We start from the raw sequence: 23,200 nt of genomic DNA, 5'->3' as shown, positions 1-23,200 counted from the left end.
TGCCCAGCTCAGTATTCGCCCTCATCGCCACCGGCCTTCGATTCGTCTTCGGCAACCGGTATCGCATAAGAGCCGGTAAGCCAGCGCGACAGATCAAGCTCGCGGCAGCGGGAACTGCAGAAGGGATAGTTCTCCCGCGTCGAGGGCCGTCCGCATTCGGGGCAGTCGCGGGGTTTGCGCAAAGGTTCGACGCTGGCTTTCTTGGTCTCGCTCATGTCCATGCTCTCTGAACGTCATAGCCGCGCCCGGAAAGCAGGTGCGCGGTCTCATAAAGCGGCAGCCCGACCACGGCGGAATGCGAGCCGACGAGCTGACTGATGAAGGCAGCTGCCATGCCCTGGATGGCATATCCGCCGGCCTTTCCATGCCAATCGCCGGAGGCGAGATAGGCCGAGATTTCGTGGCGCGACAGATGCTTGAAGGTGACGCGGCTTTCGATCACGCGGGCCTTGTGGCCATCCTCGCCGACCGGATGCACGCAGAGCCCGGTATAGACCCGGTGTCCGCGCCCGGAAAGAAGCGCGAGGCAGGCTTGAGCCTCATCTTCGCGTTCCGCCTTCGGCAGGACCCTGCGGCCCACCGCAACCACCGTATCGGCGGCGATGACGAGCGCGCCATGCCATGCCGCATCCGCGCCGAGCGCGGCACAGACGGCTTCCGCCTTCTTGCGGGCAAGCCTTTCGGCAAGCTGCCGCGGCGTCTCCCTGGCAAGCGCGGTCTCGTCGATATCGGCGGGATGAATGCGGTCCGGCTTGATGCCGATCTGCGCCAGCAGCTCGACCCTTCGGGGAGAGGCCGATGCCAGCACGAGTTTGGGATTGTTCGCGGTCAAGCCAGTGCCTTGAGCTTCTTACTTGAAGCGGTAGGTGATCCGACCCTTGGTGAGATCGTACGGGGTCATTTCGACCAGAACCTTGTCGCCAGCGAGAACGCGGATGCGGTTCTTGCGCATGCGGCCGGCGGTATGGGCGATGATTTCGTGCTCGTTTTCGAGTTTGACCCGGAAGGTCGCGTTCGGCAGAAGCTCGACGACGACGCCCGGAAACTCAAGTACTTCTTCTTTTGCCATGTATGTCGTTTTCTTCTCTTTGCTGCGTTGCCGGATTGCCGGTCAAACGCCACGACCCCGCGGGGGCCAAATGCCGGCGGGGAGGTGCCAGTTTCAATGGGTTGCAGCCTTGTCGCAGCGGGTTGATGCGCGCGGGGCTGCGGGATTTGCGGCGGAACCTACACAATAGTTCAACGTTTGTGAACCGGCTTTGGGTCCGTGACCGCTTTTTGTTCCGGGGGAGGCCGGCGTTCAGCCGCGCCAGTAGAGCACGCAGAACAGTGTGAACAGACGCCTCGCGGTGTCGAAGTCCATTTCTATCTTGCCTTTCAGCCTGTCCTGCAGGGTCTGCGAGCCTTCATTGTGGACACCGCGGCGGCCCATGTCGATCGCCTCGATCTTGGAGGGGGAGGCGGATTTGATCGCTTCGTAATAGCTGTCGCAGATCATGAAATAGTCTTTCACGATGCGGCGGAACGGTGTCAGCGACAGGATGTGAGTCGCGACCTTTTCGCCGCCTTCGAGCGTGATGTCGAAGACGAGCCGCTTTTCCATGATCGAGAGCGTCAGCTTGTAGGGGCCGCCGGTGTGGCCTGCCGGCTTGAAGTGGTTTTCCTCCAGAAGATCGAAGATCGCAACCGCGCGTTCGTGCTCGACATCGGGCGAAGCCCGGCCGATGCTCTCGTCGAGTTCGACATCGCTCAGCCTGAATTCGCCCTCGCTCATCTCTATTCCTTGCGGTTGAGGCGGATGGAAACCGATCGCCCGTGGGCGGATAGTCCCTCGCATTCTGCAAGCTCGATGGCTGCTGGCGCAAGAGCATTCAGCTGTTCGGGACCAAGTCTGAGGATAGACGTGCGTTTCATGAAGTCCAGTACCGAAAGGCCGGAAGAAAAGCGCGCCGAACGGGCGGTGGGCAGAACATGGTTCGAACCGCCGACATAATCGCCGATCGCCTCCGGCGTATGGTGGCCGACGAAGATCGCGCCGGCATTGCGCACAAGCGGTATCAGCGCGTCGGGATCGTCGACCGCAAGCTCCAGATGCTCCGGCGCGATCCGGTTGGAAATCGGCATGGCGGCTGCAAGATCCGGCACGGTGATGATCGCGCCGAAGTCGCGCCAGCTCGCGCCCGCAATCTCGGCACGGGGAAGCGTCTTCAGCTGCCGTTCGACCGCCTCTTCCACCGCCTTGCCGAGATCGGCACTGGTGGTGATCAGGATCGCCTGCGCGCCCGTGTCATGCTCGGCCTGGGCCAGAAGGTCGGCTGCAATCCAGTCGGGATTGTTGTCGCCATCGGCAATCACCAGCACTTCGGAGGGGCCGGCGATCATGTCGATGCCGACCGTGCCGAACACCGCGCGCTTGGCGGCTGCGACATAGGCATTGCCGGGGCCGACGATCTTCGAGACCGGCGCAATGCTCTCGGTGCCAAAGGCAAGGGCTGCCACGGCCTGCGCGCCGCCTATCCGGTAGATCTCGCTGACGCCTGCAATCTTGGCAGCGGCAAGCACGGCCGGGTTGACCGCGCCCTTCATGGCGGGCACGACCATGACGATGCGCTCCACGCCCGCAACGCTTGCCGGAACGGCGTTCATCAGCACCGAGCTTGGATAGCTTGCGGTTCCGCCGGGAACATAAAGGCCGACGGCTTCGACCGCCGTCCAGCGATGGCCAAGCCCGACGCCGATCGCGTCCTCGTAGAAATCATCCTTCGGCAATTGACGCGCGTGGTGGCTGCGGATGCGCTTTTCGGCAAGCTCCAGCGCCTCGATCACCTTCCGATCGACCGCTGCATAGGCGGCGTCGATCTCGTCTGCGCCGACGCGCATCGGCGTCACCGCAAAATCGATGCTGTCAAAACGGGCGGAATAATCGGCAAGGGCTGCGTCGCCTTCAGCCCTGACGCGGGCGAGGATCGCCTCCACCACGTCACCGACATCCTTCGACACCTCGCGCTTCATGGATAGCAGGGCGCGAAAGCCGCTCTCGAAATCATCATCCGCCGCGTTGAGCCAGATCGCCATAAGTGCCTCGGTATTCGATATTGAAAAGGATCAGCGGGGGTGGTGAGGGCGGCCGCGGGCTTCCCAGCTTCCGGAAAGGTCGCTCATCAGCGCCTCGATGCATTCGACATCGGCCACGATCTCGCCGCCGCCCGAAAGCGCAAGCACGATCGAGCCTTCCGGGCCTTCGCCCGACTTTTCGAACTGAACGGAGAGAAGATTGTTGACGGCGTCGCGGGCGTCGCGCTCAAGCCCGATGCTGCGCACTGCCGTGACCCGCTTGAACACGAGCGCTGCGCGCCGGCGCTCCGGCTTCTTGAAGAAGCCGCGCTTCTTTTCCCAGACGAAACGGTTGGTGAGGAGCTGGAGCTGACCTGCGACCCTGGAAAAGGTGACATCCACCGACAGGAAGACGGCGTCCTGCATGTGCGCGGAAATCACGGCGAGGTCTTCCTCGTCGAGCGCCATCAGCTTCAGTGGGTCGGTCGTCATGCGCATGTTCCCGGCGGTTGGTGTTTTCCCCGAGATAGGGCCAAGGGCAGGCTTTCGCAACCGCTGAAGCCCGCCCTTGTCTGGTTTATCGGCGTCAGTCCGAAATACGTTCGATTTCAGCACCGCAATTGGTGAGCTTCTCTTCGAGATTCTCGAAACCGCGGTCGAGATGATAGACGCGCGAGACATTGGTTTCGCCCTTGGCTGCAAGACCGGCGATCACCAGCGACACCGAGGCGCGCAGATCGGTTGCCATCACCGGCGCGCCGTGCAGTTCGCGTACGCCGCGGATCGTGGCCGTCTGGCCGGAAAGCGCGATGTCGGCGCCGAGGCGGGCGAGTTCCTGAACATGCATGAACCGGTTTTCGAAAATCGTTTCGACAATGCGCGACGTGCCCTTCGCCCGCGTCATCAGGCCCATGAACTGCGCCTGCAGATCGGTAGGGAAGCCCGGATAGGGTTCGGTGGTGATGTCGACCGGGCGGATGTCGTCGCCGTGGCCGACGATATGGATGCCGGTTTCTGTGGTGGTGATCTCCGCGCCAGCGGCCGAGATTGCGGCCAACGCTGCGGTTAGCAGGCTCGCATCGGTATTTTCAAGCGTGACTTCGCCGCCCGTCATGGCAACGGCCATGGCATAGGTACCGGTTTCGATGCGGTCCGGCAGAACGGCGTGGCGTGCGCCCGAAAGCGATGTGACGCCCTCGATCGTGATCATCGACGTGCCTTCGCCCTCGATCTTCGCACCCATGGCCTTGAGGCAGCGGGCGAGATCGACGATTTCCGGTTCGCGCGCAGCGTTTTCCAGAACGGTGGTGCCCTTGGCAAGCGTTGCCGCCATCATCAGCGTGTGGGTGGCGCCGACCGAGACTTTCGGGAATACGTAGCGGCCGCCGGCAAGCCCGCCAGACGGGGCCTTCGCCTCGACATAGCCGGCCTCGATCTCGATTTCGGCGCCCATGGCCTTCAGGCCTTCGATGAAGAGATCGACGGGACGCGTGCCGATGGCGCAGCCGCCGGGCAGCGAAACGCGGGCAATGCCCTCGCGCGCCAGCAGCGGACCGATGACCCAGAACGACGCCCGCATCTTGCGCACCAGTTCATAGGATGCGGTGGTGTCGGTGATCGTGGGGCAGCTGAAATGAATTGTGCGGGCGTAGCCATCGCCCTGGCGCTCGCGCCGGCCCTTGACCGAGATGTCAACGCCGTGGCTGCCGAGGATGCGCATCAGCGATTCGACGTCGGCCAGATGCGGCACGTTTTCAAGCGTCAGCGTATCGCTGGTCAAAAGCGAGGCGATCATCAGAGGCAGGGCAGCGTTCTTTGCGCCTGAGATGGGGATGACACCCTTGAGCGGGTTCCCGCCGACGACTCTGATTCTATCCATGTGAAACAATTCCGGGCAGGCCCGGCCTCTCCTTGAAGCTGATGGGGCGTCGCTTTAGACGAAGCGGCCCCTATGATCAATTGCATTGGTTGAGAAGTCGTTTCCGACGACCGCCGTTTCAATGCGTATATAGGCCAATGCACAAGGAATGGTGAAAAATGGCAGGGGCAAGGCTGGCAAAGCTGCATTGTCGATGCCGGCGCAAAGCAAGCACGATGCCGGCCTCACTCCTGATCTGACGCCTTGTCAGTGGATGCGGGCAGGCCGTCGGTCTCGTCGGCGGCGCCCTTGCGGCGGGCGCGGGTCTGCTGCTTGCGCCGCATCAGGTTTTCCCTCAGCTTTTGTGCCGCGCGGGCCTTGCGTTCTTCTGCGGCGCGTTCGGCCGCTGTCATGGAAGGTTTGTCGTTCATGTCGGTTCCGGCAAAACTGTCGGTATGCGAAAGTTTTCTTGAGAAGCGTCTTGCACTCGAAGTCGAGCTATGGCAATAGGCCGCTTGCCTGCACCGGACAACGGTGACTGGCACGTTCCGGTCCACCGGAAACGGGCTGCTATAGCTCAGGGGTAGAGCACTCCCTTGGTAAGGGAGAGGCCGAGAGTTCAAATCTCTCTAGCAGCACCATTCATCTCCAGCGTTCCACATCTGCACAGATAACGCCCTGCGCTTCGGCTCATATGGTCCCATCTTCAAGATGCGCTTTCCTGGGCGTCCTGTTGCCTGCGCGCGCAGGCGCCTCTCTGCATCCGCCTGTCCGCAAGGCATTTTTCCATGCGATTTTTCAGCCCTGCGTTTTTTGCATAGGGGGGATGCTGAAACGGGTCTATCTGCCGTCGCATGAACCGATTATATCCCGGTTCAAGACGAGTTGATGAGCGTCGATCAAGACGCAGACGAACGAAGGAAGACGAACATGGGTGTCGCACGCACTTTCAACAACTGGATGAAGTATCGCCAGACCGTTGCCGAGCTTGACCGGATGTCGACCCGTGAATTGTCCGACCTCGGCATCAGCCGCCAGGATATTCGTCGGGTTGCCCGCAAGGCCGCATTCTGACCGATTGAAATCAGGAATTCGCAGGGCATTCTCCTCCTCCTCCCAAATGCCCTCCGATAGGTCGGTGATCCTCCTCCTCCTCCCAAATCACCGGCCAACCAAAATGACGCTCACCGGATCCTCCTCCCCCGGTGAGCGTTATTTTTTTGTGCTGATGGCGCTTCTCCTCGCTTGCTGCCGTACCGGTTTCATTCGCTTTTTCCCAGCCTTGCATTCAATGCATAGGACTTCTGCTTTTGCCTACCTGCCAGGCATCGGCCGAAAGGCCTATATCTCGAAGTGTCGAAAGACAGGGATGCGCCGCAACGATTGCGACGCCGAAAACCTTCAAACGAAGGGAGATTGATATGAGCATGGCACGTAGCTTCAACAGCTGGATGAAATACCGTCAGACCGTCAGCGAGCTCAATCGCATGAACAGCCGCGAGCTGGCCGATCTCGGTATCAACCGCGAAGATATCCGCCAGGTTGCCCGCAAGGCAGTCAAGTAAGCGGACGCGGACATGACCGCCCTATGAGGCGGTGACATTTTCCAAACGGCCCTCTGCCCACCTCCCGGGCAGGGGGCTTTTTTTTGCATTGAGCAGGCTGCTTTTCTGTCAACCGTACCGAAATTTAAAAATTTAGCGTCTTGCCCCGATCCTCAATGTCGCGTAACAAGCCACTATCGAATTTGTTTGTTAAGTTACGTCGGCGCGCGAGCGCACAGAACGATCTTCCTATCAAAGTCGAGCACTGCATGATGTACATCATGTGATCTTTGAACGCACGATTTGAAAGGAAATCGTTATGAGCGTCGGAACAGTAAAATTCTTCAATTCCACCAAGGGTTATGGCTTCATCGAACCGGAAGATGGCGGCAAGGACGTTTTCGTTCACATTTCCGCTGTTGAGCGCTCGGGCATGACCACGCTTGCTGAAGGCCAGAAGGTCAACTTCGAAGTTGTCGCCGATCGCCGCACCGGCAAGAGCGCCGCTGAAAACCTCAGCGCCGCCTGATTGGCGAAAGCCTTAGGCTGACATTTGAAACCCTCCGGAGCATCCGCTTCGGAGGGTTTTTCTTTGCTCCGTGAGGCCCGCCTGACCCGGTTGCCGGCTTCACAGCGGTCACGCCGGGTAAAGAGGGGGAGGGCGACCCCTAAAGATCGCCCCGTTCCAATCACTGCGTGTTTCCGACGTCCGTTGCCGTCTCGTAGCCTTCCATCTTGATCGTCTTGACGTCGGCTGCATCGAGATCCTGCGCCGTCAGATCGACATAGCGGATGCTGCTGCTGTCATAGGTCCGGAAGTAGAAGCGCTGGTTTTCCAGGTCGCTCGCCGTCGTCCACTGGGTGTAGTCCTGATGGACCTGGCCATCGGCATCGGTTTCCCGGATCGATCCCTTCGGAATGTCGAAATTGTTCAGGATGTGGAACGCCTGGAACACTTCGTCCTCGCTGGTGGCACCCTTGTCGACGCCGGTCTGGAACAGTGCCGCCCGCACGAAGCGCGAGGTGGAGGTGAAATCGCCCGGAACGCCCAGCATGCCGGTGCCCTCGCCAAAACCCGTCACCGTGACATCGCCAAGCTCTTTGGGCGGCACGTTGTCGTAGGAGAGGTTGACGTAGTTCTTCAGGTTGAGCATGTGCCAGTCGAAGGGCGGATTGTTGGTGATGACGCCGAGCTTGTTGTCGTGGATGTTGAGCTCGCCATCGACATATTCGACGACGATCGTCTTGCCGGTCACATCGGTGATTACGTAGTGAACCGGAAGGACGATGCCGAACTGCTCGAACACCACCGGAGCGACAGTGATGTCGGCAAGGGCCGCGCGGGCTTCTTCGACATTTGCGAAATTGTCGAGAATGTAGGAGCCAAGCTCCCACGGCGCGAGCGTGCTTGACTGTGCTTCAGCGGTGTAAGGCTGGAAGCCTGCCGACTGGCTGAAATAGAAGATGCCGATCGACAGCCCCTTTTCATTGAAACCGTCGACCATCAGGGGCAGGCCGGTGGCATTGGCGCCAACGCTTGCATATTTGGCTTTCCAGCTGATGCCCGGCTTGCCATCCGGCGTGCTGCCGACGCGCGCGAAATTGCGCGGCGAAACGATCACGTCCGACTGGAGGTCGACGCCGAACTCCATCGTGCGCGCACGCACTACAGAGCCATCCTTGGCGGTGAGCGTTATGCCTGTGCAGGCCTCGGCCGCAGGCGTCAGCATCGCGACGGATGCGAGAGCGGCAGCAGTCAATCGAATGCCCTTGGAAATTAGCGTGGTCTTCATCGTCTTCTCCGGTTGTGCGGTCTGTAACAGGGCGGCCGGGCCTGTGGAATTCACACGGCGGCGCGACACGCAGACAACAAGAGCGCTATCAGCTTTTGCGATGTCAGTCTTGACGAACGAAGATCGAGAACGGAAAAAGGTAAGGGTTTGTCTCGGGAATAGTCATTTTAAAACAATGGCTTCTCTGCGCGCGCTTTGCGCGCGCAGTATCTGGTGTTACCAGAAAAAGTCTGAGAGCCGATGGCGCGCGGTCCGGGACCGCGCGCGGGAAGATGGCCTAGCGCACCAGGAGAACCGGGATCCTGCAGGCACGAAGAACGGATGTCGTCGTCGATCCGATCACGAGCGCGCGGATGCGGGAATGACCATAGGCGCCCATCACCAGCAGGTCCGCCTGTTCTTCGGCGGCGACCTCCTCGATCACCTTCTCGGCGTGGCCCGGCCGGTTGACGAGCTTCGCCTTGATATGGCTTGCCTCCAACCTGCGGACAGCCTCTCTGGCCTTGCCGGAAAGCGTATCTCCTTCCTTCGAGACGGCCAGAAGCGTGACTTCGGTCTTGTCGAGGATCGGGCTTGTGGTGACGCGCTCTACCGCCTTGTCGGCGCTTGCGCCGCCATCATAGGCGATCAGCACCTTGTGGATCGGCCTGAAGGCGCGCGCGGCCACGAAGACCGGGCATTTGGCGGTGCGCACCGCGCGTTCGAGGTTCGAGCCCAGATGCCCGGAGGCAAAATCCGCACCCTCGCCACGTTTGCCGATGACGATGAGGCGCGAGGCCGTGCCGACATCCTCGATTGCCTCGACGAAATCGCCGTTGCGCATCTTGGTCGTGACAGCGGTGACGCCATCTTCCGAAAGCCGCGCCACGGCGGCTTCCAGGAGCAGGCGTCCGCGCTTTTGCGAGAGTTTTGCGTTCTGCGCATCCGCTTCGGCGAGCTCTTCGAGAAGGGACGTGCGGGCGCCAAGGCCGATCGAGCCGGAGAGATTGGCCTCCGACTGGCGGTCGCGCGTGCGGCCCAGAACATGGACGAGTTCAACGGCGATGCCGAGTTGACCCGCAATCCAGGCCGCATGGTCGCACACGCTTTCGGCATAGGTGGAGCCATCGATAAAGGCTGTCAGCTTTTCCATTTTCGTCTCCTCCTTCAATGGCCCTGTTTCATGAATACTTCGAGGGCATCGGGCTTGTCGTGAACCGCGAGCCGGTCAACGATCGTGGCGCTCGCCTCGTTCAGACCGACGACGTCCACCTCGGCCCCTTCACGGCGGAATTTCATCACCACCATGTCGAGCGCGGCAACGCTGGAGATATCCCAGATATGGGCACGGGTCAGGTCGATGACGACCTTTTCCAGCACTTCGCGGAAATCGAAGGCGGCGTTGAAATCCTCGACCGAGGCGAAGAACAGCTGACCCTCGACATGGTAGGTCCGGGTGTTGCCATCCTCAGACAGCGAGGAGCGAACGCCGAAGAACTGCGCGATTTTCCAGGCAAAGAAGATACCGGACAGCAGCACGCCGACCAGCACGCCGATGGCGAGATTATGCGTGGCGACCACCACTGCGACCACCGCGACCATCACGATCGAGGAGGAGCGCGGATGCTCCTTCAGATTCCTGATCGACGACCAGGAGAAGGTGCCGATCGAAACCATGATCATCACGGCAACCAGTGCCGGCATGGGGATCTGGCGCACCCACTGGTCAAGCACGACCACGAGAAGCAGCAGCACGATGCCGGCGATGAAGGTGGACAGACGACCGCGGCCGCCGGATTTGATGTTGATCATCGACTGGCCGATCATGGCGCAGCCCGCCATGCCGCCGATGAAGCCGGTGCAGAAATTGGCGATGCCCTGGCCCGCGCATTCCTGGTTGCGGTTGGAGCGGGTATCAGTCAGGTCGTCGATCAGCTGCGCCGTCATCAGGCTTTCGAGCAGACCGACAACGGCGACCGCCAGCGAATAGGGCAGGATGATCAGCAGCGTGTCGAGCGTGAACGGCACCATCGGCAGGTGGAAGAAAGGGAAACTGTCCGGCAGCTCGCCCATGTCACCGACATTGCGGACATCGAGGCCGAGGAGGACGGTGATGATGGTGATCAGCACGATCGCGACCAGCGGCGAGGGCACGGCCTTGGTAAAGCGCGGCAGAATGTAGATGATTGCCAGCGCTGCTGCGACCAGAACATAGGTCATCGGCGTGACGTCGATGAGTTCGGGAAGCTGGGCCATGAAGATCAGGATCGCCAGCGCATTGACGAAGCCCGTCATCACCGAGCGCGAGACGAAGCGCATCAGCGCGCCGAGCTTCAATATGCCGAAAATCACCTGGATGACACCGGCGAGCACGGTGGCGGCGAGCAGATATTCAAGCCCGTAGCTGGCCACCAGCGGCGTCATCAGCACGGCGGTTGCCGCCGTTGCCGCCGAGATCATGCCCGGACGGCCGCCGACGAAGGCGATGATCACCGCGATCGAGAACGAGGCGAACAGGCCGACCTTTGGGTCGACGCCGGCGATGATGGAAAAGGCGATGGCTTCCGGAATGAGCGCCATCGCCACGACGAGACCGGAGAGAATATCGGCGCGGGGCGTGCCGAACCACTCGCGGCGGTACTGGGTAAGCGAAAATGACATGTGTGATCCCTGAAATTCTGTTTGCGGCACGGCAAGGGCCGCACCGTGGGAGGAAACAGGTTTTCAATGGTTATCCGGCGGATCGGCGGCCGGAAGAGCCACCCGGATTTTCACCGGGTCCGTGGTTCAATGCCTTGTCAATAACCGTGCACGCCCTGAAGGGCAAGGTTCAGAGGGCAAATTATGGCCAAAAAGCGCCATTGCGGCGCGCTGCCGCCTTGATCGCCGCGCGTCGCGGGAACCAATGCCGCCAACCATCCGTTGAAACAGGCGTAGCGTATTCCTGTATCCGGAGTGAAGATCATGGCCTCACGTGCATTGTGGAAAGGGCAGATGCGGCTTTCGCTGGTGTCGATCGCCGTCGAGTTGCATTCCGCCACCAGTCGCAGTTCGAGCGTTTCCTTCCGGCAGATCCACCAGCCGAGCGGAAAACGGGTGCGCTACGAAAAGGTCGTCGAAGGCATCGGCCCGGTCGATGCGGATGACATTGTGAAGGGCTACGAGCAGAACGGCGAATATATCCTGATCGACCCCGAAGAGGTGGATGCGATCAAGCTCGAGACCAAGCGGACCTTCGAACTGGTGCAGTTCGTCGGCTCCTGCGAGATCCCGCCGATCTATTACGACAAGCCCTATTATATCGTGCCGGCCGATGATCTGGCGGAAGAGGCCTACCGTGTGATCCGCGACGCGCTCCGGCGTTCGGAAAAGACTGCACTCGGGCAGCTGACAATGCGCGGCAAGGAATATCTCGCCGCCGTGCGCCCCTGCGGCGACGGGTTGCTTCTGGAGACGCTGCATTACGCCGACGAGATCCGCAATGCAGATCCGCTGTTTTCGTCGATCGAGGACGAGGCGAGCGACGATGATCTGCTCGACGTTGCGACCTCGCTGATCGAGCGCAAGACCGCACCCTTCAAGGCCGAGCATTTCCACGACCATTACCGCGAGGCGCTGACCGAGCTTCTGAAGGCCAAGCAGAAGAACAGGAAGACGCCGCGGGCCCGTGCCGACGAGAAGGACCGTGACGCCGGTTCCGGAGACAATGTCGTGGATCTGATGAGCGCGCTGAAGAAGAGCCTGGACGGCACGAAAAAGAGCGGCAGCGGAGCCAAGCGCCCGGCTTCGAAGTCCTCTGCCGCCAAGTCCCCCGCCAAATCAACGAGCCGCAAGAAGGCCTCGTGACATGGCCGACAAGCTTGCCGACTACGAGACCAAGCGCGACTTCTCGCAGACGACGGAGCCGAAGCGCGGCCGCAGGCGCAGGAGCAAGGCCGGCAAGCTCACATTCGTGGTGCAGAAGCACGCCGCCCGCAGGCTTCATTACGATTTTCGGCTGGAATGGGACGGGGTGCTTTTGAGCTGGGCCGTCACCCGCGGCCCGAGCGATGATCCCGGCGAAAAGCGGCTTGCCGTGCGGACCGAGGATCACCCGCTCGACTACGCCGATTTCGAGGGCACGATCCCCAAGGGCCAGTATGGCGGCGGCACGGTGATGGTGTGGGACACCGGAAGCTGGGAGCCGCTGCACGACCCGGAGGAGGGGCTTAGGGCGGGCAAGCTGCATTTCCGCTTGCACGGCGCGCGGATGCAGGGCGGCTTTGCGCTGGTGCGCATGCGCGGCCGCGAAAAGCGCGAGAACTGGCTCTTGATCAAGGAACGCGATGAGCAGGCGAGCGATGAACCTGACCGGCTGACCGACACCTATCAGCTGAGCGCCGCCACCGGCCGCAGCTTCGAGGAAATCGAGGCCGGTCACCATGTCTGGAAGCGCAAGACGAAAAAGCCCGGCGAAAAGCCCGAGGCGGCGAAGGCGGAGAAGAAGACCGCGCGCCCGAAATTCCCCGCCTTCCGCAAGCCGCAGCTTGCCACGCTCTATGATGAAGCGCCGGAGGGGGTGGACTGGATCCACGAGACCAAGTTCGACGGCTATCGCTGTATCGCCGCCATCAGCGAGGGTGCTGCCAAACTCTACACCCGCTCCGGTAAGGACTGGACGGAACGCTATGGCGCGCTTGCCGATGCCTTCGAAGCGCTTGGCGATGAAAGCCTGCTGATCGACGGCGAGATCATGGCGGCGAATGTGAAGAAGGGCGCGTCGGCCTTCTCCGCGCTGCAGTTGGCGTTGAAGTCGGGCGGGGAACTGGTGTTCTATGCCTTCGACATTCTGGAGCGTGGCGGCAAGTCGCTGACCGCCCTGCCGCTCAGCGAACGCAAGCAGCAGTTGGAAGAGGCGCTGTCGCCGCTCGATCTCGACGCCGGGCCGGTGCGGCTTTCCACCTATGTCGAAGGCGATGGCGGCGATATCCTCGAAAAAATCTGCGCTGCCGGCGGCGAGGGGATCGTCTCCAAGAAGGCGGATGCGCCCTATCGCCATGCCCGCACCAGCGCCTGGCGCAAGATCAAATGCACAAGGCGGCAGGAATTCGTGATCGGCGGCTATTCGCCGTCAGACAAGAAGGGCCGCCCCTTCGCCTCGCTGCTCGTCGGCCAGTACGACGATGCGGGCGTGTTCTGCTATCGCGGCCGGGTTGGCACGGGGTTCAACGAGGCGGTGCTCGATGATCTCGGCGCCCGCCTGCAGAAGCTCGCCCGCAAGACCACGCCCTTTGCCGAGGTGCCGGGCGAGATCGCCCGCGATGCGCGGTGGGTGACGCCGAAGCTTGCGGCGGAAATCGATTTTGCCGAGTTCACCGCCGACGGCCATATCCGCCACGGCGCGTTTCTCGGCCTGCGCGACGACAAGGAGGCGGGCGCGGTGCGTCAGGAAAAACCGAAAAAGACCGGCGACGAGACCATTGCCGGCATCGCAATCACCCATCCGGAGCGTCAGCTTTTCGGCAAGGCGGGCATCACCAAAGCGGATGTCGCCCGCCATTATGCGCTGGTCGGCAAGCGGATGCTGGAGATTGCCGGCAAGCGGCCGGTGTCGCTCTACCGCTGCCCCTCCGGCATCGATGGCGAGAGCTTCTTCCAGAAACATGCCGGCAAGGGCTTCCCGGACGAGATGACCCGCATCGACATCGAGGAAAAGGACGGCGACACCGGCGAATATCTCTATGTCGCAAGCCCGGCAGCCTTCGTCGCCGCCGCCCAGATGGGCACGATCGAGTTTCACGGCTGGGGTGCCAGCGCCGACCGGATCGAGGCGCCCGACCGGCTGATCTTCGACCTCGACCCGGATGAGGGCCTCGGCTTTGCCGAAACGAAAAAGGCCGCCTTCGAGATGCGCGATGTGCTGGAGGAGATCGGCCTTCTCTCCACCGCCATGGTCACCGGCGGCAAGGGCATCCATGTCATCGTGCCGCTGAAGCGGACGGTGAGCTGGGAGACGCTGAAGGCCTTCGCCAGGACCTTCGCCCACATGCTGGCGGAAGAAGCCCCCGACCGCTACATCGCCACCATGTCGAAGGCCAAGCGCCGAAACCGCATCTTCATCGACTGGCTCCGCAACGAACGCGGCGCCACCGCCATCCTCCCCTATTCGCTGCGCGCCCGCCCGAACGCCCCCGTGGCAACGCCGGTGACCTGGGAGGAGCTCAAGGCCCTGAAGAGCGCTTCGGGCTTTACGATCGGGGATATGGAGGCGCGGCTGAAGGCCAAGGACCCGGCGCTGGCGGTGAAGCCGCAGACGCTGGGAAAGGCGGTGATTGGGCGGCTGGAGAAGCGGGTGGGGTGAGGCGGTGGCGAGAGAGGGGCCGTGAGCTTACTGAGACTCTAACGTCTCTGGCATTTCGATGTGGTAGCCTCACTACCTAGTTGTAGATCCTAGAGTGAATTTGTAGTCGAGTTTTAACCGAAATAAAACCGCATTAGTTAAATCTTTTTCGAAAAGGAGGAACAAATGGATTTCTTCGAATACAGAAAATATTCGACAAAAAGGTGGAATGGCTACTTTAAATTATTATCGCGATCAGGTTCTCGCCTTCAATCACCTGAAGGGTGTGTAACGCTTTTCCCAACCCATATTGTCTTTATGAATTTTGGAGATCAGTACGGAATGGAGTTGATTGGCGCTAGCAGATCCCCGCGAGAACTTCAACCAAGAATCGCCAAATATGAAGAAATTCATATGTATTTTGATATATTCAAAGGTAGAGTTGAAGGAGGGTCCACTATTTCAATTGAAGGTAAGGATGTTCCATATTTAGATGGATTCGTAAGTTTTTCAAATATTCTTTTCTGTCAAGGAAAAGACTTTGATTCTGCAAAAAATAGATTCGGATTTATATCAGAATATGGGACTATTTTAAATCGAACCGGTGGTGAAGGATCTCACTTTCACTTTAATTCTAGTTCTCAGAATTTGTTAATTGAAAATTGTGGAATTCTTAATCATCACGATGGCCTTTTTCGTGGGAAGAACATATTGCTTCTTGGGATCCACGGAAAGTCCATCAACTCCAACCAGCTCGAAAAATTCTTTCATAACCTCTTGGGTGTTGATGAAAGATGCCAGCCCGTGGAGAATGGTGCGAAATCCGCCACGGTTCGTGGGGTTGCTACGGTAAAACGAGATAGTGTGGCGATCTTCGAAAGCTCGATGCTTCAGAATGTTGCACTTTCGGGCGGGCTGCGTGAAACAACCATCGACGAATATCTGGCCACGCATCCAAATATTCTGGAAGGACTATTCAACTCGGCGAGAGTTATACACAATGCCGCCTTGGAATGGATTGAGCATGATGGGGGCATCGATGAGAAATCAATCAAGCCGGACGCTTTTATTTTGCGGCGAGACGGTTATTTCGATATCGCTGATTTCAAGCTGGCTGCTATCGATAAGAAGAGCTTAACTAGAGGAAAGCGTTCGCGTCGCAGATTTATAGATTACGTGAATGAGGGGCTTTCTCAGCTGGCTAACTATCAGAGTTATTTTGGCTTTGATAAAAATAAAGAATATGCCTGGGAAAAATACAACATAAAGGTAGATAATCCGAAAAAAATTTTGATTGTAGGGAGTATGGAGAATTCGAACCCAGAAGAAATACATCAAGCCCTGCGCGCCTACGATTCAAGCTACTCAATAATTGACTATGATGCCATCGCAATAGGTCACCAAGCTTCCGTTGGTTGGGGCCTGATATAGGAATTTATTAGATAATTGATTCTTAGGCATTTTTGCCTGTAACACTTGGCCGGTTCCACAAGCAAAGAGAATGCGGTATCTGCGGGTTTAAACGCTCTAAAAGGCCGTTGATCTGGGCCAAGTAAAAAACAAGCTAGCAACAGATTCGGAAGTTAAATGTCCGGCTTCTGCGCATCCTAGTCGTGTGCTTGATACGTGGCGAACGTCCGCTCTCCACCCGTCATAAAACTTCGCTAGAAGCGCAACGGACGGCAGCTTTCAGGACAAGGTCGAGAGAAGGCGAACGACCAAACTGGAGGCGCCAAACGGCTCATCTCCCCACCCCTCACCCCCCAAGCGCCGCCCCCACCAGCGCCTTGGCATCCGCGCTGTCCCACTCCGCCGGTCCGTTCAGCGAGCCCAGCAGGCAGCCATTGCCGTCCACCAGCACCGTTGACGGCAGGCCGAAGGCGAGGCCCTGTTTCTTCAGGGTGTTGAAGGTTGCCATGGTCTCGTCGCGGTAGAAGGCGAGGTTGGTGATGTCGGTTTCCTTGAGGAAGGTGAGCGGCTTGTCGTCGCTGTCGCCGCCGCTGTCGAGGTTGATCGCGACGACTTCGAAATTGTCGCCGCCCATGTCGGCTTCCAGCCGGTCGAGCGCCGGCATTTCCTCGCGGCAGGGAATGCACCATGTGGCCCAGAGGTTGATCAGCGCCGTCTTGCCGGAAAGGTCGGCAAGCGTCGTCTCGCCGTCGGCATCGCGGAAGGTGAGGGCGGAGAGCTTTTTCGGTTCGTCGGCGGGAATGAAGGCTGCGACCTCGCCCCTGGCGAAGGGCTTCAGCCGTTCTGCGGTCTCCGTGGCGGCCTTGCACGCGCCCGCAATCTCGCCCGCACCATTGCCAGAAACGGCGTTTTTCACGTATACCGCCACGGCGCCGGCAATCAGGCCAGCGGCAAGCGCGATTACAAACAGTTTGGCGGAGACCGGGCTCTTGCGGCTCTTCTTCGTCATTTCACTCTCCAGATAGGCACTTCATGGCTTCCGACAACTCGAACAAGATGTGGGGCGGGCGTTTCTCCTCCGGCCCGGACGCGATCATGGAGGAAATTAATGCCTCCATCGATTTCGACAAGGCGCTTTACAACGAGGATATCGACGGCTCGATCGCGCACGCGACCATGCTTGCCGCCAAAGCGATCATTTCGGAAGAGGACAAGCGGTCAATTATCGACGGGCTCACAACAATTCGTCGTGAGATCGAGGCGGGCGACTTCACCTTCTCGCGCCAGCTCGAGGATATTCACATGAATATCGAAAGCCGGCTGCGCGAGCTGATCGGCCCCGCCGCCGGACGTCTGCACACCGCCCGCTCGCGCAACGACCAGGTCGCGCTCGATTTCCGTCTCTGGGTGAAGAAGGAGCTTGCCCGCACCGAGGAAGCGCTGTCGCGGCTGATCGGCGTGTTTCTGACGCGGGCGGAAGAGCATGCCGGCACGGTGATGCCGGGCTTTACCCATCTGCAGACCGCCCAGCCCGTGACCTTCGGCCATCACTGCATGGCCTATGTCGAAATGTTCGGCCGCGACCGCTCGCGCGTCCGCGATGCCATCGAGCGCCTCGACGAAAGCCCGATCGGCGCGGCCGCGCTCGCAGGCACCGGCTTTGCCATCGACCGCCACATGACGGCAGAAGCGCTCGGCTTTTCCGGCGGGCCGACGCGCAATTCGATCGATACGGTCTCCGACCGCGATTTCGCGCTGGAATTCCTCTCGATCGCCTCGATCTGCGGCACGCATCTGTCGCGGCTGGCGGAAGAGATCGTGATCTGGTCGACGCCGCAGTTCAATTTCGTGCGGCTGTCGGATAGTTTTTCGACCGGCTCGTCGATCATGCCGCAGAAGAAGAACCCGGATGCCGCCGAACTGGTGCGCGCCAAGACCGGCCGCATCAACGGCTCGCTGGTGGCGCTGCTGACCGTGATGAAGGGCCTGCCGCTCGCCTATTCCAAGGACATGCAGGAAGACAAGGAGCAGGTCTTCGACGCCGCCCGCAGCCTGGATCTGGCGATTGCCGCGATGACCGGCATGATCGGCGACCTGACGGTCAATGTGGCCTCGATGAAGGCTGCCGCCGGCTCCGGCTTTTCCACCGCGACGGATCTCGCCGACTGGCTGGTGCGCGAGGCGGGCCTGCCGTTCCGCGACGCCCACCACGCAACGGGCGCCGCCGTGGCGCTCGCCGAGAAGAAGGGCTGCGATCTTGCCGAACTGTCGCTCGAAGAGCTTCAGGGCATCAACGCCCAGATCACCGCAGGAATTTTCGACGTGTTGACGGTCGAAGCCTCGGTCGCCAGCCGCAAGAGCTTCGGCGGCACGGCCCCGGACGAGGTGAAAAAGCAGATCGCCTGGTGGCGCGAGCGGGTCTGAGGTCCTTCTGACAAGGTCCGGTCCCGGCTCGGGTCGGTGATCATGCGCCATGTGTTGGCATGACGGGGACATCGCGATGTCGCCTGGACCCTCGGGTCAAGCCCGAGGGTGACACGGAGCGTGGGAGGGGCACCGCACGCCCGCTCCATCGCTGTCAGGACAGGATTGACAAGCCTGTCGACCGGGCGTTTCATTCAAGGCAGCAAGCGAGGCACCGCCATGGCTGACAATGTCACGAATGAATTGCTGCTCGAGCATCTGAAGGCGATCCAGTCGCGCATGACCAATCTCGAACATGGTCAGGCCGAGATAAAGACAACTTTGATCGGCATGCAGCAGCATATGCTCGGCTTCATGACGCAAACGACCGCTCATGAGAGTGCGATCGCGAACATTCACGCCCGTCTGGAGCGGATCGAAAGACGGCTGGAAATCTCCGACAAGGTGTGACACGCCGAAAACGGGGGTGCACAAAGCGATCCTGATCGGCTATCAGGTTTGCCTGAGGGTGCGCAGCACCCGCTTGCTGTTCGGGGCTCCTGATGAAGAAGACTGTGACGATTGCCGTTCTTGCGCTGATGGCGCTTTCGCTTGGCGCTTGCGGAAGGCGCGGGCCGCTGGAAGTGCCGCCGCCGACGCCGAAACAGCAGGCGCGCGCCGCCAGTGCCCAGGCCGCCGGCGGTGAGGCCGAGCCGACGATCCAGCTAGCCCCCAACGACAAGCCGATCATCTTCGATGGTTCCGGCGACAATGTCATCAATGCCGGGCCGGATGCCGCCGTCGATGGCGAGCCCTTCCTCCTCGATCCACTGCTTAACTGACGCAGGCCAGACGTGAACCATTTCGAATATCGTGACGGCGTGCTCCATGCCGAAGGCGTTTCCATAGAGGCGATCGCGGCTGCCGTGGGCACGCCGTTCTATTGCTATTCCACCGCCACCTTCACCCGCCATTACAAGGTGTTCGCGGAAGCCTTTGCGGGGACGGATTCTCTGGTCTGCTACGCGGTCAAGGCCAACTCCAACCAGGCCGTCCTGAAGACGCTCGCCAATCTCGGCGCCGGTATGGATGTGGTCTCGGAAGGCGAGTTGCGCCGTGCGCTCGCCGCCGGCGTGCCGGCAGAGCGGATCGTCTTTTCCGGCGTCGGCAAGACCGTGCGCGAGATCGACTTCGCGCTTGAGGCCGGCATCTACTGCTTCAACGTCGAATCGGAACCGGAACTTGAGGTGCTGAACGCCCGGGCGATGAAAAAGGGCGTGACGGCGCCGGTCTCCTTCCGCATCAATCCGGATGTCGATGCCAAGACCCATGCCAAGATCTCGACCGGCAAGAAGGAAAACAAGTTCGGCATCGCCTTTGCCCGCGCCCATGATGTCTATGCCCATGCGGCGAGCCTTCCCGGCATTCGCGTCACCGGCATCGACATGCATATCGGCAGCCAGATCACCGAGCTTTCGCCGTTCCGCGATGCCTTCCGGCTGATGCGGCAGCTTGTGACGGAACTGCGCGCCGCAGGCCACGCGATCGACCATGTCGATGTCGGCGGCGGGCTCGGCATTCCCTATCAGTTCGACAACAATCCGCCGCCGGAGCCGCTCGCCTATGCCAGCATCATCCGCGAGGAACTGTCGGGCCTCGATTGCCGGATTGTCGCGGAGCCGGGACGGATGATCGCGGGCAATGCCGGTATCTTCGTCACCGAAGTCATCTATGTGAAGGATGCGGATGCCAGAAGCTTCGTCATCGTCGATGGCGCGATGAACGATCTCATTCGCCCGACGCTTTACGATGCCTATCACGAGATTCGCCCCGTGGCGCTGAAGCCTGCTGCGGATCGCATGACGGCCGATGTCGTGGGTCCCGTCTGCGAGACCGGGGATTATCTGGCGCTTGCGCGCGAGATGGCGCGGCCCGAACCCGGTGATCTGCTGGCGGTCTCGACGGCGGGCGCCTACGGCGCGGTGCAGGCCGGCACCTACAACACCAGGCTTCTGGTGCCGGAGGTGCTGGTCGATGGCGACCGCTTCCATGTGGTGCGCCCGCGCGGCAGCTATGAAGAGCTGATCGGCCTCGATTCGGTTCCCGACTGGCTCTAAGCCAGACGCGGCAATATCGCCCGGGATTTTGCCGCTTGACCTCGCTATCGACACAAAGCGTGCTATCCTGATCCGATCACGCCGTGCGACGACAGGGGCTCATGACCGCCGATACCGATAGAGCTGAACCAGGCAGGACTGCAGCGGATGACGCGTTGACGCGCCGCATTCGCAGCAAGCGGCGGCTCACGCAATTCAACCTGTTGATAGAGGAGCTGGCGCCGCGCCTTTTGTGGCCGGGGCTGATTGTCGCGCTTTATCTCGCGCTGTCCTGGCTCGGCGTTTTCCTGCTCATGCCGTTTGCCGCGCGCATTGTGCTTCTGGCGGGTCTCGTGGCCGGGTTCCTGGTCAGCCTCTGGCCGCTGCGGCGCGTCCGTTTCCCTTCCGTACACGCTGCCGAACGCCGTCTTGAGGCGCATAACGCGCTTTCCCATCAGGCCATTTCCGTGCGGCTCGACCGCCCGGCGCATGAGACGCCGGAGGCGATGGCGCTGTGGCAGGCGCATCAAAGCCGCATGGCCGAGAAGCTGCGCGCGATCGACAGCGGCCTGCCGAAGCCAGACCTCGCAGCCCTCGATCCCTATGCCCTGCGCGCCATTCCGGTGCTGTTGCTGTTCGTTGCCTGGCTTTATGCCGGTCCCGACAGATCGGCGCGGCTTGCCGATGCGTTTCAGCCGCCTGCAGGCGAGGGAGAGACTGCGGTGGCGCTACGCTTCGACGCCTGGATATCGCCGCCTGCCTATACCCGCAAGGCGCCGGTCTATCTTCAGGCAGAGGGCGGCGAAGCCGTGACGGGCATTCCGGCGGGATCCGTTCTGACCGTCAGGCTTTCCGGACGCGGCGCCGACCAGCCGGTCACCTTCACGCCGGAGGGGGGCGATGCGGAACAGGCCGCGGCTTCGCAAGACGACGGTGCGCTTGCCAAGAGCGCCAGCTTCACGCTCTCGTCCGGCGGCCGGCTTGAGGCGGCGGGCCGCAGCTGGGATATCGCGGTCGACGCCGATCAGCCGCCGGTGATTGCCTTCAAGGGGACGCCGAAGGCCGCGGCGAACGGCGCGCTGGAAATCGAATATACCGTGACGGATGACTACGGCGTCAGCCGCCTCCATGCCGAGATCGGGCCGGCGGGCGAGGGGCAGGAGGGCGCCAAGCCGGTCTATCCGCTGCCGGAATTTCCGCTCAACATGCCGGCGCGCTCCTCGAAGGATCACTCCGCGCTCACCAGCCGGAACCTGACAGAGCATCCGCTTTCCGGCACGCCCGTGACCATTACGCTCATTGCAGAGGACGCGGCGGGGCAGACCGGCCGTACGCCTGCGCTCGAAATGGTGCTCCCGGCCAAGGCGTTTCGCAACCTTCTGGCGGGATCGGTCGCCGAGCAGCGCCAGATCTTTTCCCTCGACACCCGGCGCATGCCGGAAGCGCTGCAATATAGCCATGCCATCACGCTCCGGCCGGAAGAAACGATCCCCGACCTTTCCCAGTTCCTGCTGATCAAGTCGGCCCAGACCCGAATGTCCCTCGCGCATGACGAGGAGAGCTTTCGCGATACGGCCGACTACATGTGGGATATCGCGACCGGCATAGAGGATGGCGCATTGTCGGATGCGGAGCGGCGGCTCAGGGATGCGCAGGATGCGCTGAGTGAGGCGCTGCAGAACGGCGCGTCGGAGGCGGAGATTGCGCGGCTGATGCAGGAGCTGCGCGAGGCGATGCAGCAGTTCATGTCCGAGATGGCAGAGCGCATGCAGCCCTCCGATCAGCAGCCCGGCAATCAGCAGACGCTGCGCCAGCGCGATCTCGACAATCTGATGAACCAGCTCGAGAACCTCGCCCGTTCCGGCGACCGGGATGCCGCCCAGCAGCTTCTGTCGGAGCTGCAACGGATGATGAACAACCTGCAGCCTCCATCCCAGACGGCGGGCCAGCAGGGGGGTCAGCAGAATTCGGAGATGCGCCAGCAGGTCGACAAGCTTGGCGAATTGATCCAGGAGCAGCAACGGCTGATGAACGAGACATTCGATCTCGACCAGCAATTGCGTGACCGCGAGCGCTGGGGTGATCCACAGCCGATGCCAGGCATGCCCGAGGAGAGCGGCGAGAAACAGCCGCGCGACATGACGGCGGACGAACTGCGCGAAGCGCTGAAACAGCTCCAGCAACAGCAGAAGTCGCTTTCAGAACAGCTTTCCGAATTGCAGGAGAAGCTTTCAGAGCTCGGCATGCCGCCCGCGGAAGGCTTCGACCAGGCCGGCGAGGCCATGGATGGCGCGGCCGAATCGCTGGGTGAGGGCCAAGGCTCGAGCGCGGTTGAAGGGCAGGGCAAGGCGCTTCAGGCGCTGCGGGATGGCGCGCAGCAGATGATGAACGCGATGATGGCAGGGCAGGGGCAGCAAGGCCAGCAGGGGCAGGGCCCGGGCGGCCAGCAGGGCTTCGGCAATCAGGCAGGCCGCGATCCGCTCGGCCGCAATCAGGGCGCAGATGGCCTCGACTTCGGAGACAATGTGGACGTGCCCGACGAGATCACCGTCCAGCGCGCCCGCGAGATTCTCGACGCCATCCGCGAGCGCCTTAACGAGGATGCGCCGCTTCCCTCCGAGCCGCCCTATCTGGAACGGCTTCTGGAGCCCCAGTCCCAGAACTGATTTGTCCTGTGCTGAGCCTTTAAAATGGCGGTCCGGATGGCCACCTTAAGTGAGGACGCACGCATTGTTGCGTTCTCA

Annotated in this window: 23 protein-coding genes, 1 tRNA gene and 1 other annotated feature; of the genes, 12 read left to right on the top strand and 12 right to left on the bottom strand. The window is 61.0% G+C overall.

Translation table 11 applies throughout. From position 1 onward, the window contains the following. Positions 1–8: 8 nt before the first annotated feature. The 8 genes from yacG to HPQ62_RS15620 all read right to left on the bottom strand — a co-directional run bounded on the left by yacG (position 9) and on the right by HPQ62_RS15620 (position 5,343). Complete coding sequence (yacG, locus tag HPQ62_RS15655) at positions 9–215, bottom strand: DNA gyrase inhibitor YacG (RefSeq protein WP_174803515.1); 207 nt, start codon at positions 213–215, stop codon at positions 9–11. Further along, on the bottom strand, positions 212–832 hold the full coding sequence (locus tag HPQ62_RS15650) for a Maf family nucleotide pyrophosphatase (RefSeq protein ID WP_174803514.1): 621 nt from the start codon (positions 830–832) through the stop codon (positions 212–214). Before HPQ62_RS15650 ends, yacG begins: the two co-directional genes overlap by 4 nt. 18 nt (positions 833–850) lie before the next feature. Beyond that, the gene (gene infA, locus HPQ62_RS15645) at positions 851–1,069 is read right to left on the bottom strand and encodes a translation initiation factor IF-1 (protein ID WP_018067566.1); all 219 of its coding nucleotides are present in this window, start codon (positions 1,067–1,069) and stop codon (positions 851–853) included. A 231-nt stretch (positions 1,070–1,300) separates the two neighbouring features. After that, entirely contained in the window at positions 1,301–1,774 is a 474-nt protein-coding gene (locus HPQ62_RS15640) for a UPF0262 family protein (RefSeq protein ID WP_174803513.1), read from the bottom strand. 2 nt (positions 1,775–1,776) lie between these two features. Further along, positions 1,777–3,075, bottom strand: a complete 1,299-nt coding sequence (gene hisD, locus HPQ62_RS15635) for a histidinol dehydrogenase (protein ID WP_174803512.1) — start codon at positions 3,073–3,075, stop codon at positions 1,777–1,779. Between the two features lie 30 nt (positions 3,076–3,105). Continuing rightward, a complete protein-coding gene (locus HPQ62_RS15630) occupies positions 3,106–3,546 on the bottom strand; it encodes a DUF2948 family protein (protein ID WP_174803511.1) in 441 nt (146 codons plus the stop codon). Between the two features lie 94 nt (positions 3,547–3,640). Next, complete coding sequence (gene murA, locus HPQ62_RS15625) at positions 3,641–4,933, bottom strand: UDP-N-acetylglucosamine 1-carboxyvinyltransferase (RefSeq protein WP_174803510.1); 1,293 nt, start codon at positions 4,931–4,933, stop codon at positions 3,641–3,643. 224 nt (positions 4,934–5,157) lie between these two features. Next, positions 5,158–5,343 carry a hypothetical protein gene (locus HPQ62_RS15620; RefSeq protein WP_174803509.1) on the bottom strand — a complete coding sequence of 62 codons (186 nt, stop codon included), beginning with the start codon at positions 5,341–5,343 and terminating at the stop codon, positions 5,158–5,160. A gap of 135 nt (positions 5,344–5,478) precedes the next feature. Here HPQ62_RS15620 and HPQ62_RS15615 point away from each other — a divergent pair. From HPQ62_RS15615 to HPQ62_RS15600, 4 genes are all read left to right on the top strand, one after another. Continuing rightward, positions 5,479–5,553, top strand: a tRNA-Thr gene (locus HPQ62_RS15615). Positions 5,554–5,842: 289 nt separating this feature from the next. Continuing rightward, a complete protein-coding gene (locus HPQ62_RS15610) occupies positions 5,843–5,986 on the top strand; it encodes a DUF1127 domain-containing protein (protein ID WP_174803508.1) in 144 nt (47 codons plus the stop codon). A gap of 347 nt (positions 5,987–6,333) precedes the next feature. Then, complete coding sequence (locus tag HPQ62_RS15605; protein WP_174803507.1) at positions 6,334–6,477, top strand: DUF1127 domain-containing protein; 144 nt, start codon at positions 6,334–6,336, stop codon at positions 6,475–6,477. 298 nt (positions 6,478–6,775) lie between these two features. Further along, positions 6,776–6,985 (top strand): cold-shock protein, encoded by a 210-nt coding sequence (locus tag HPQ62_RS15600; RefSeq protein ID WP_024707768.1) that lies wholly within the window; start codon positions 6,776–6,778, stop codon positions 6,983–6,985. Between the two features lie 160 nt (positions 6,986–7,145). On the opposite strand, the gene HPQ62_RS15595 is transcribed toward HPQ62_RS15600, so the two are convergent. From HPQ62_RS15595 to HPQ62_RS15585, 3 genes are all read right to left on the bottom strand, one after another. After that, the gene (locus tag HPQ62_RS15595; protein WP_174803506.1) at positions 7,146–8,249 is read right to left on the bottom strand and encodes a linear amide C-N hydrolase; all 1,104 of its coding nucleotides are present in this window, start codon (positions 8,247–8,249) and stop codon (positions 7,146–7,148) included. 277 nt (positions 8,250–8,526) lie between these two features. Next, entirely contained in the window at positions 8,527–9,381 is an 855-nt protein-coding gene (locus HPQ62_RS15590; RefSeq protein WP_174803505.1) for a universal stress protein, read from the bottom strand. Positions 9,382–9,395: 14 nt separating this feature from the next. Then, positions 9,396–10,889 (bottom strand): SulP family inorganic anion transporter, encoded by a 1,494-nt coding sequence (locus HPQ62_RS15585; protein ID WP_174803504.1) that lies wholly within the window; start codon positions 10,887–10,889, stop codon positions 9,396–9,398. 68 nt (positions 10,890–10,957) lie between these two features. Then, positions 10,958–11,013, bottom strand: a sequence feature (sul1 is cis-regulatory element that is thought to sense ions involved in sulfur or methionine metabolism; They are found in Alphaproteobacteria). A 179-nt stretch (positions 11,014–11,192) separates the two neighbouring features. On the opposite strand from HPQ62_RS15585, the gene ku reads away from it, so the two are divergent. From ku to HPQ62_RS15570, 3 genes are all read left to right on the top strand, one after another. Continuing rightward, positions 11,193–12,074: a non-homologous end joining protein Ku gene (gene ku, locus HPQ62_RS15580; RefSeq protein ID WP_174803503.1), complete on the top strand. Its 882-nt coding sequence runs from the start codon at positions 11,193–11,195 to the stop codon at positions 12,072–12,074. 1 nt (position 12,075) lies between these two features. Then, a complete protein-coding gene (gene ligD / locus HPQ62_RS15575; protein WP_174803502.1) occupies positions 12,076–14,568 on the top strand; it encodes a DNA ligase D in 2,493 nt (830 codons plus the stop codon). 165 nt (positions 14,569–14,733) lie between these two features. Then, positions 14,734–15,978, top strand: coding sequence for a Shedu anti-phage system protein SduA domain-containing protein (locus HPQ62_RS15570; RefSeq protein ID WP_174803501.1), 1,245 nt, complete (start codon positions 14,734–14,736; stop codon positions 15,976–15,978). Positions 15,979–16,303: 325 nt separating this feature from the next. Here the strand turns inward: HPQ62_RS15570 and tlpA are convergent, their stop codons facing one another. Further along, positions 16,304–16,966, bottom strand: coding sequence for a thiol:disulfide interchange protein TlpA (gene tlpA, locus HPQ62_RS15565; protein ID WP_174803500.1), 663 nt, complete (start codon positions 16,964–16,966; stop codon positions 16,304–16,306). A 23-nt stretch (positions 16,967–16,989) separates the two neighbouring features. On the opposite strand from tlpA, the gene argH reads away from it, so the two are divergent. The 5 genes from argH to HPQ62_RS15540 all read left to right on the top strand — a co-directional run bounded on the left by argH (position 16,990) and on the right by HPQ62_RS15540 (position 23,122). Further along, positions 16,990–18,381: an argininosuccinate lyase gene (gene argH / locus HPQ62_RS15560; protein ID WP_174803499.1), complete on the top strand. Its 1,392-nt coding sequence runs from the start codon at positions 16,990–16,992 to the stop codon at positions 18,379–18,381. A 219-nt stretch (positions 18,382–18,600) separates the two neighbouring features. After that, complete coding sequence (locus tag HPQ62_RS15555) at positions 18,601–18,831, top strand: hypothetical protein (RefSeq protein ID WP_174803498.1); 231 nt, start codon at positions 18,601–18,603, stop codon at positions 18,829–18,831. A 92-nt stretch (positions 18,832–18,923) separates the two neighbouring features. After that, a complete protein-coding gene (gene lptM, locus HPQ62_RS15550) occupies positions 18,924–19,202 on the top strand; it encodes an LPS translocon maturation chaperone LptM (RefSeq protein WP_174803497.1) in 279 nt (92 codons plus the stop codon). A gap of 12 nt (positions 19,203–19,214) precedes the next feature. After that, complete coding sequence (gene lysA, locus HPQ62_RS15545; RefSeq protein ID WP_174803496.1) at positions 19,215–20,477, top strand: diaminopimelate decarboxylase; 1,263 nt, start codon at positions 19,215–19,217, stop codon at positions 20,475–20,477. Between the two features lie 101 nt (positions 20,478–20,578). Further along, positions 20,579–23,122: a TIGR02302 family protein gene (locus HPQ62_RS15540; RefSeq protein ID WP_174803495.1), complete on the top strand. Its 2,544-nt coding sequence runs from the start codon at positions 20,579–20,581 to the stop codon at positions 23,120–23,122. Positions 23,123–23,200: the final 78 nt, after the last annotated feature.

Origin of the sequence: Martelella limonii (genome assembly GCF_013344475.1) — a bacterium.
In the GTDB taxonomy this organism is placed as follows: Bacteria; Pseudomonadota; Alphaproteobacteria; order Rhizobiales; family Rhizobiaceae; genus Martelella; species Martelella limonii.
Note: the sequence above shows the minus strand (reverse complement) of the source record. Positions and strands in the feature narration are given on the sequence as shown.

What these genes read in the sequence shown, in the direction of transcription:
- yacG (WP_174803515.1), bottom strand. Translation starts at nt 215, where the DNA reads ATGAGCGAGACCAAGAAAGCCAGCGTCGAACCTTTGCGCAAACCCCGC.
- infA (WP_018067566.1), bottom strand. Translation starts at nt 1,069, where the DNA reads ATGGCAAAAGAAGAAGTACTTGAGTTTCCGGGCGTCGTCGTCGAGCTT.
- HPQ62_RS15640 (WP_174803513.1), bottom strand. Translation starts at nt 1,774, where the DNA reads ATGAGCGAGGGCGAATTCAGGCTGAGCGATGTCGAACTCGACGAGAGC.
- hisD (WP_174803512.1), bottom strand. Translation starts at nt 3,075, where the DNA reads ATGGCGATCTGGCTCAACGCGGCGGATGATGATTTCGAGAGCGGCTTT.
- HPQ62_RS15630 (WP_174803511.1), bottom strand. Translation starts at nt 3,546, where the DNA reads ATGACGACCGACCCACTGAAGCTGATGGCGCTCGACGAGGAAGACCTC.
- murA (WP_174803510.1), bottom strand. Translation starts at nt 4,933, where the DNA reads ATGGATAGAATCAGAGTCGTCGGCGGGAACCCGCTCAAGGGTGTCATC.
- HPQ62_RS15620 (WP_174803509.1), bottom strand. Translation starts at nt 5,343, where the DNA reads ATGAACGACAAACCTTCCATGACAGCGGCCGAACGCGCCGCAGAAGAA.
- HPQ62_RS15610 (WP_174803508.1), top strand. Translation starts at nt 5,843, where the DNA reads ATGGGTGTCGCACGCACTTTCAACAACTGGATGAAGTATCGCCAGACC.
- HPQ62_RS15605 (WP_174803507.1), top strand. Translation starts at nt 6,334, where the DNA reads ATGAGCATGGCACGTAGCTTCAACAGCTGGATGAAATACCGTCAGACC.
- HPQ62_RS15600 (WP_024707768.1), top strand. Translation starts at nt 6,776, where the DNA reads ATGAGCGTCGGAACAGTAAAATTCTTCAATTCCACCAAGGGTTATGGC.
- HPQ62_RS15595 (WP_174803506.1), bottom strand. Translation starts at nt 8,249, where the DNA reads ATGAAGACCACGCTAATTTCCAAGGGCATTCGATTGACTGCTGCCGCT.
- HPQ62_RS15590 (WP_174803505.1), bottom strand. Translation starts at nt 9,381, where the DNA reads ATGGAAAAGCTGACAGCCTTTATCGATGGCTCCACCTATGCCGAAAGC.
- HPQ62_RS15585 (WP_174803504.1), bottom strand. Translation starts at nt 10,889, where the DNA reads ATGTCATTTTCGCTTACCCAGTACCGCCGCGAGTGGTTCGGCACGCCC.
- ku (WP_174803503.1), top strand. Translation starts at nt 11,193, where the DNA reads ATGGCCTCACGTGCATTGTGGAAAGGGCAGATGCGGCTTTCGCTGGTG.
- ligD (WP_174803502.1), top strand. Translation starts at nt 12,076, where the DNA reads ATGGCCGACAAGCTTGCCGACTACGAGACCAAGCGCGACTTCTCGCAG.
- HPQ62_RS15570 (WP_174803501.1), top strand. Translation starts at nt 14,734, where the DNA reads ATGGATTTCTTCGAATACAGAAAATATTCGACAAAAAGGTGGAATGGC.
- tlpA (WP_174803500.1), bottom strand. Translation starts at nt 16,966, where the DNA reads ATGACGAAGAAGAGCCGCAAGAGCCCGGTCTCCGCCAAACTGTTTGTA.
- argH (WP_174803499.1), top strand. Translation starts at nt 16,990, where the DNA reads ATGGCTTCCGACAACTCGAACAAGATGTGGGGCGGGCGTTTCTCCTCC.
- HPQ62_RS15555 (WP_174803498.1), top strand. Translation starts at nt 18,601, where the DNA reads ATGGCTGACAATGTCACGAATGAATTGCTGCTCGAGCATCTGAAGGCG.
- lptM (WP_174803497.1), top strand. Translation starts at nt 18,924, where the DNA reads ATGAAGAAGACTGTGACGATTGCCGTTCTTGCGCTGATGGCGCTTTCG.
- HPQ62_RS15540 (WP_174803495.1), top strand. Translation starts at nt 20,579, where the DNA reads ATGACCGCCGATACCGATAGAGCTGAACCAGGCAGGACTGCAGCGGAT.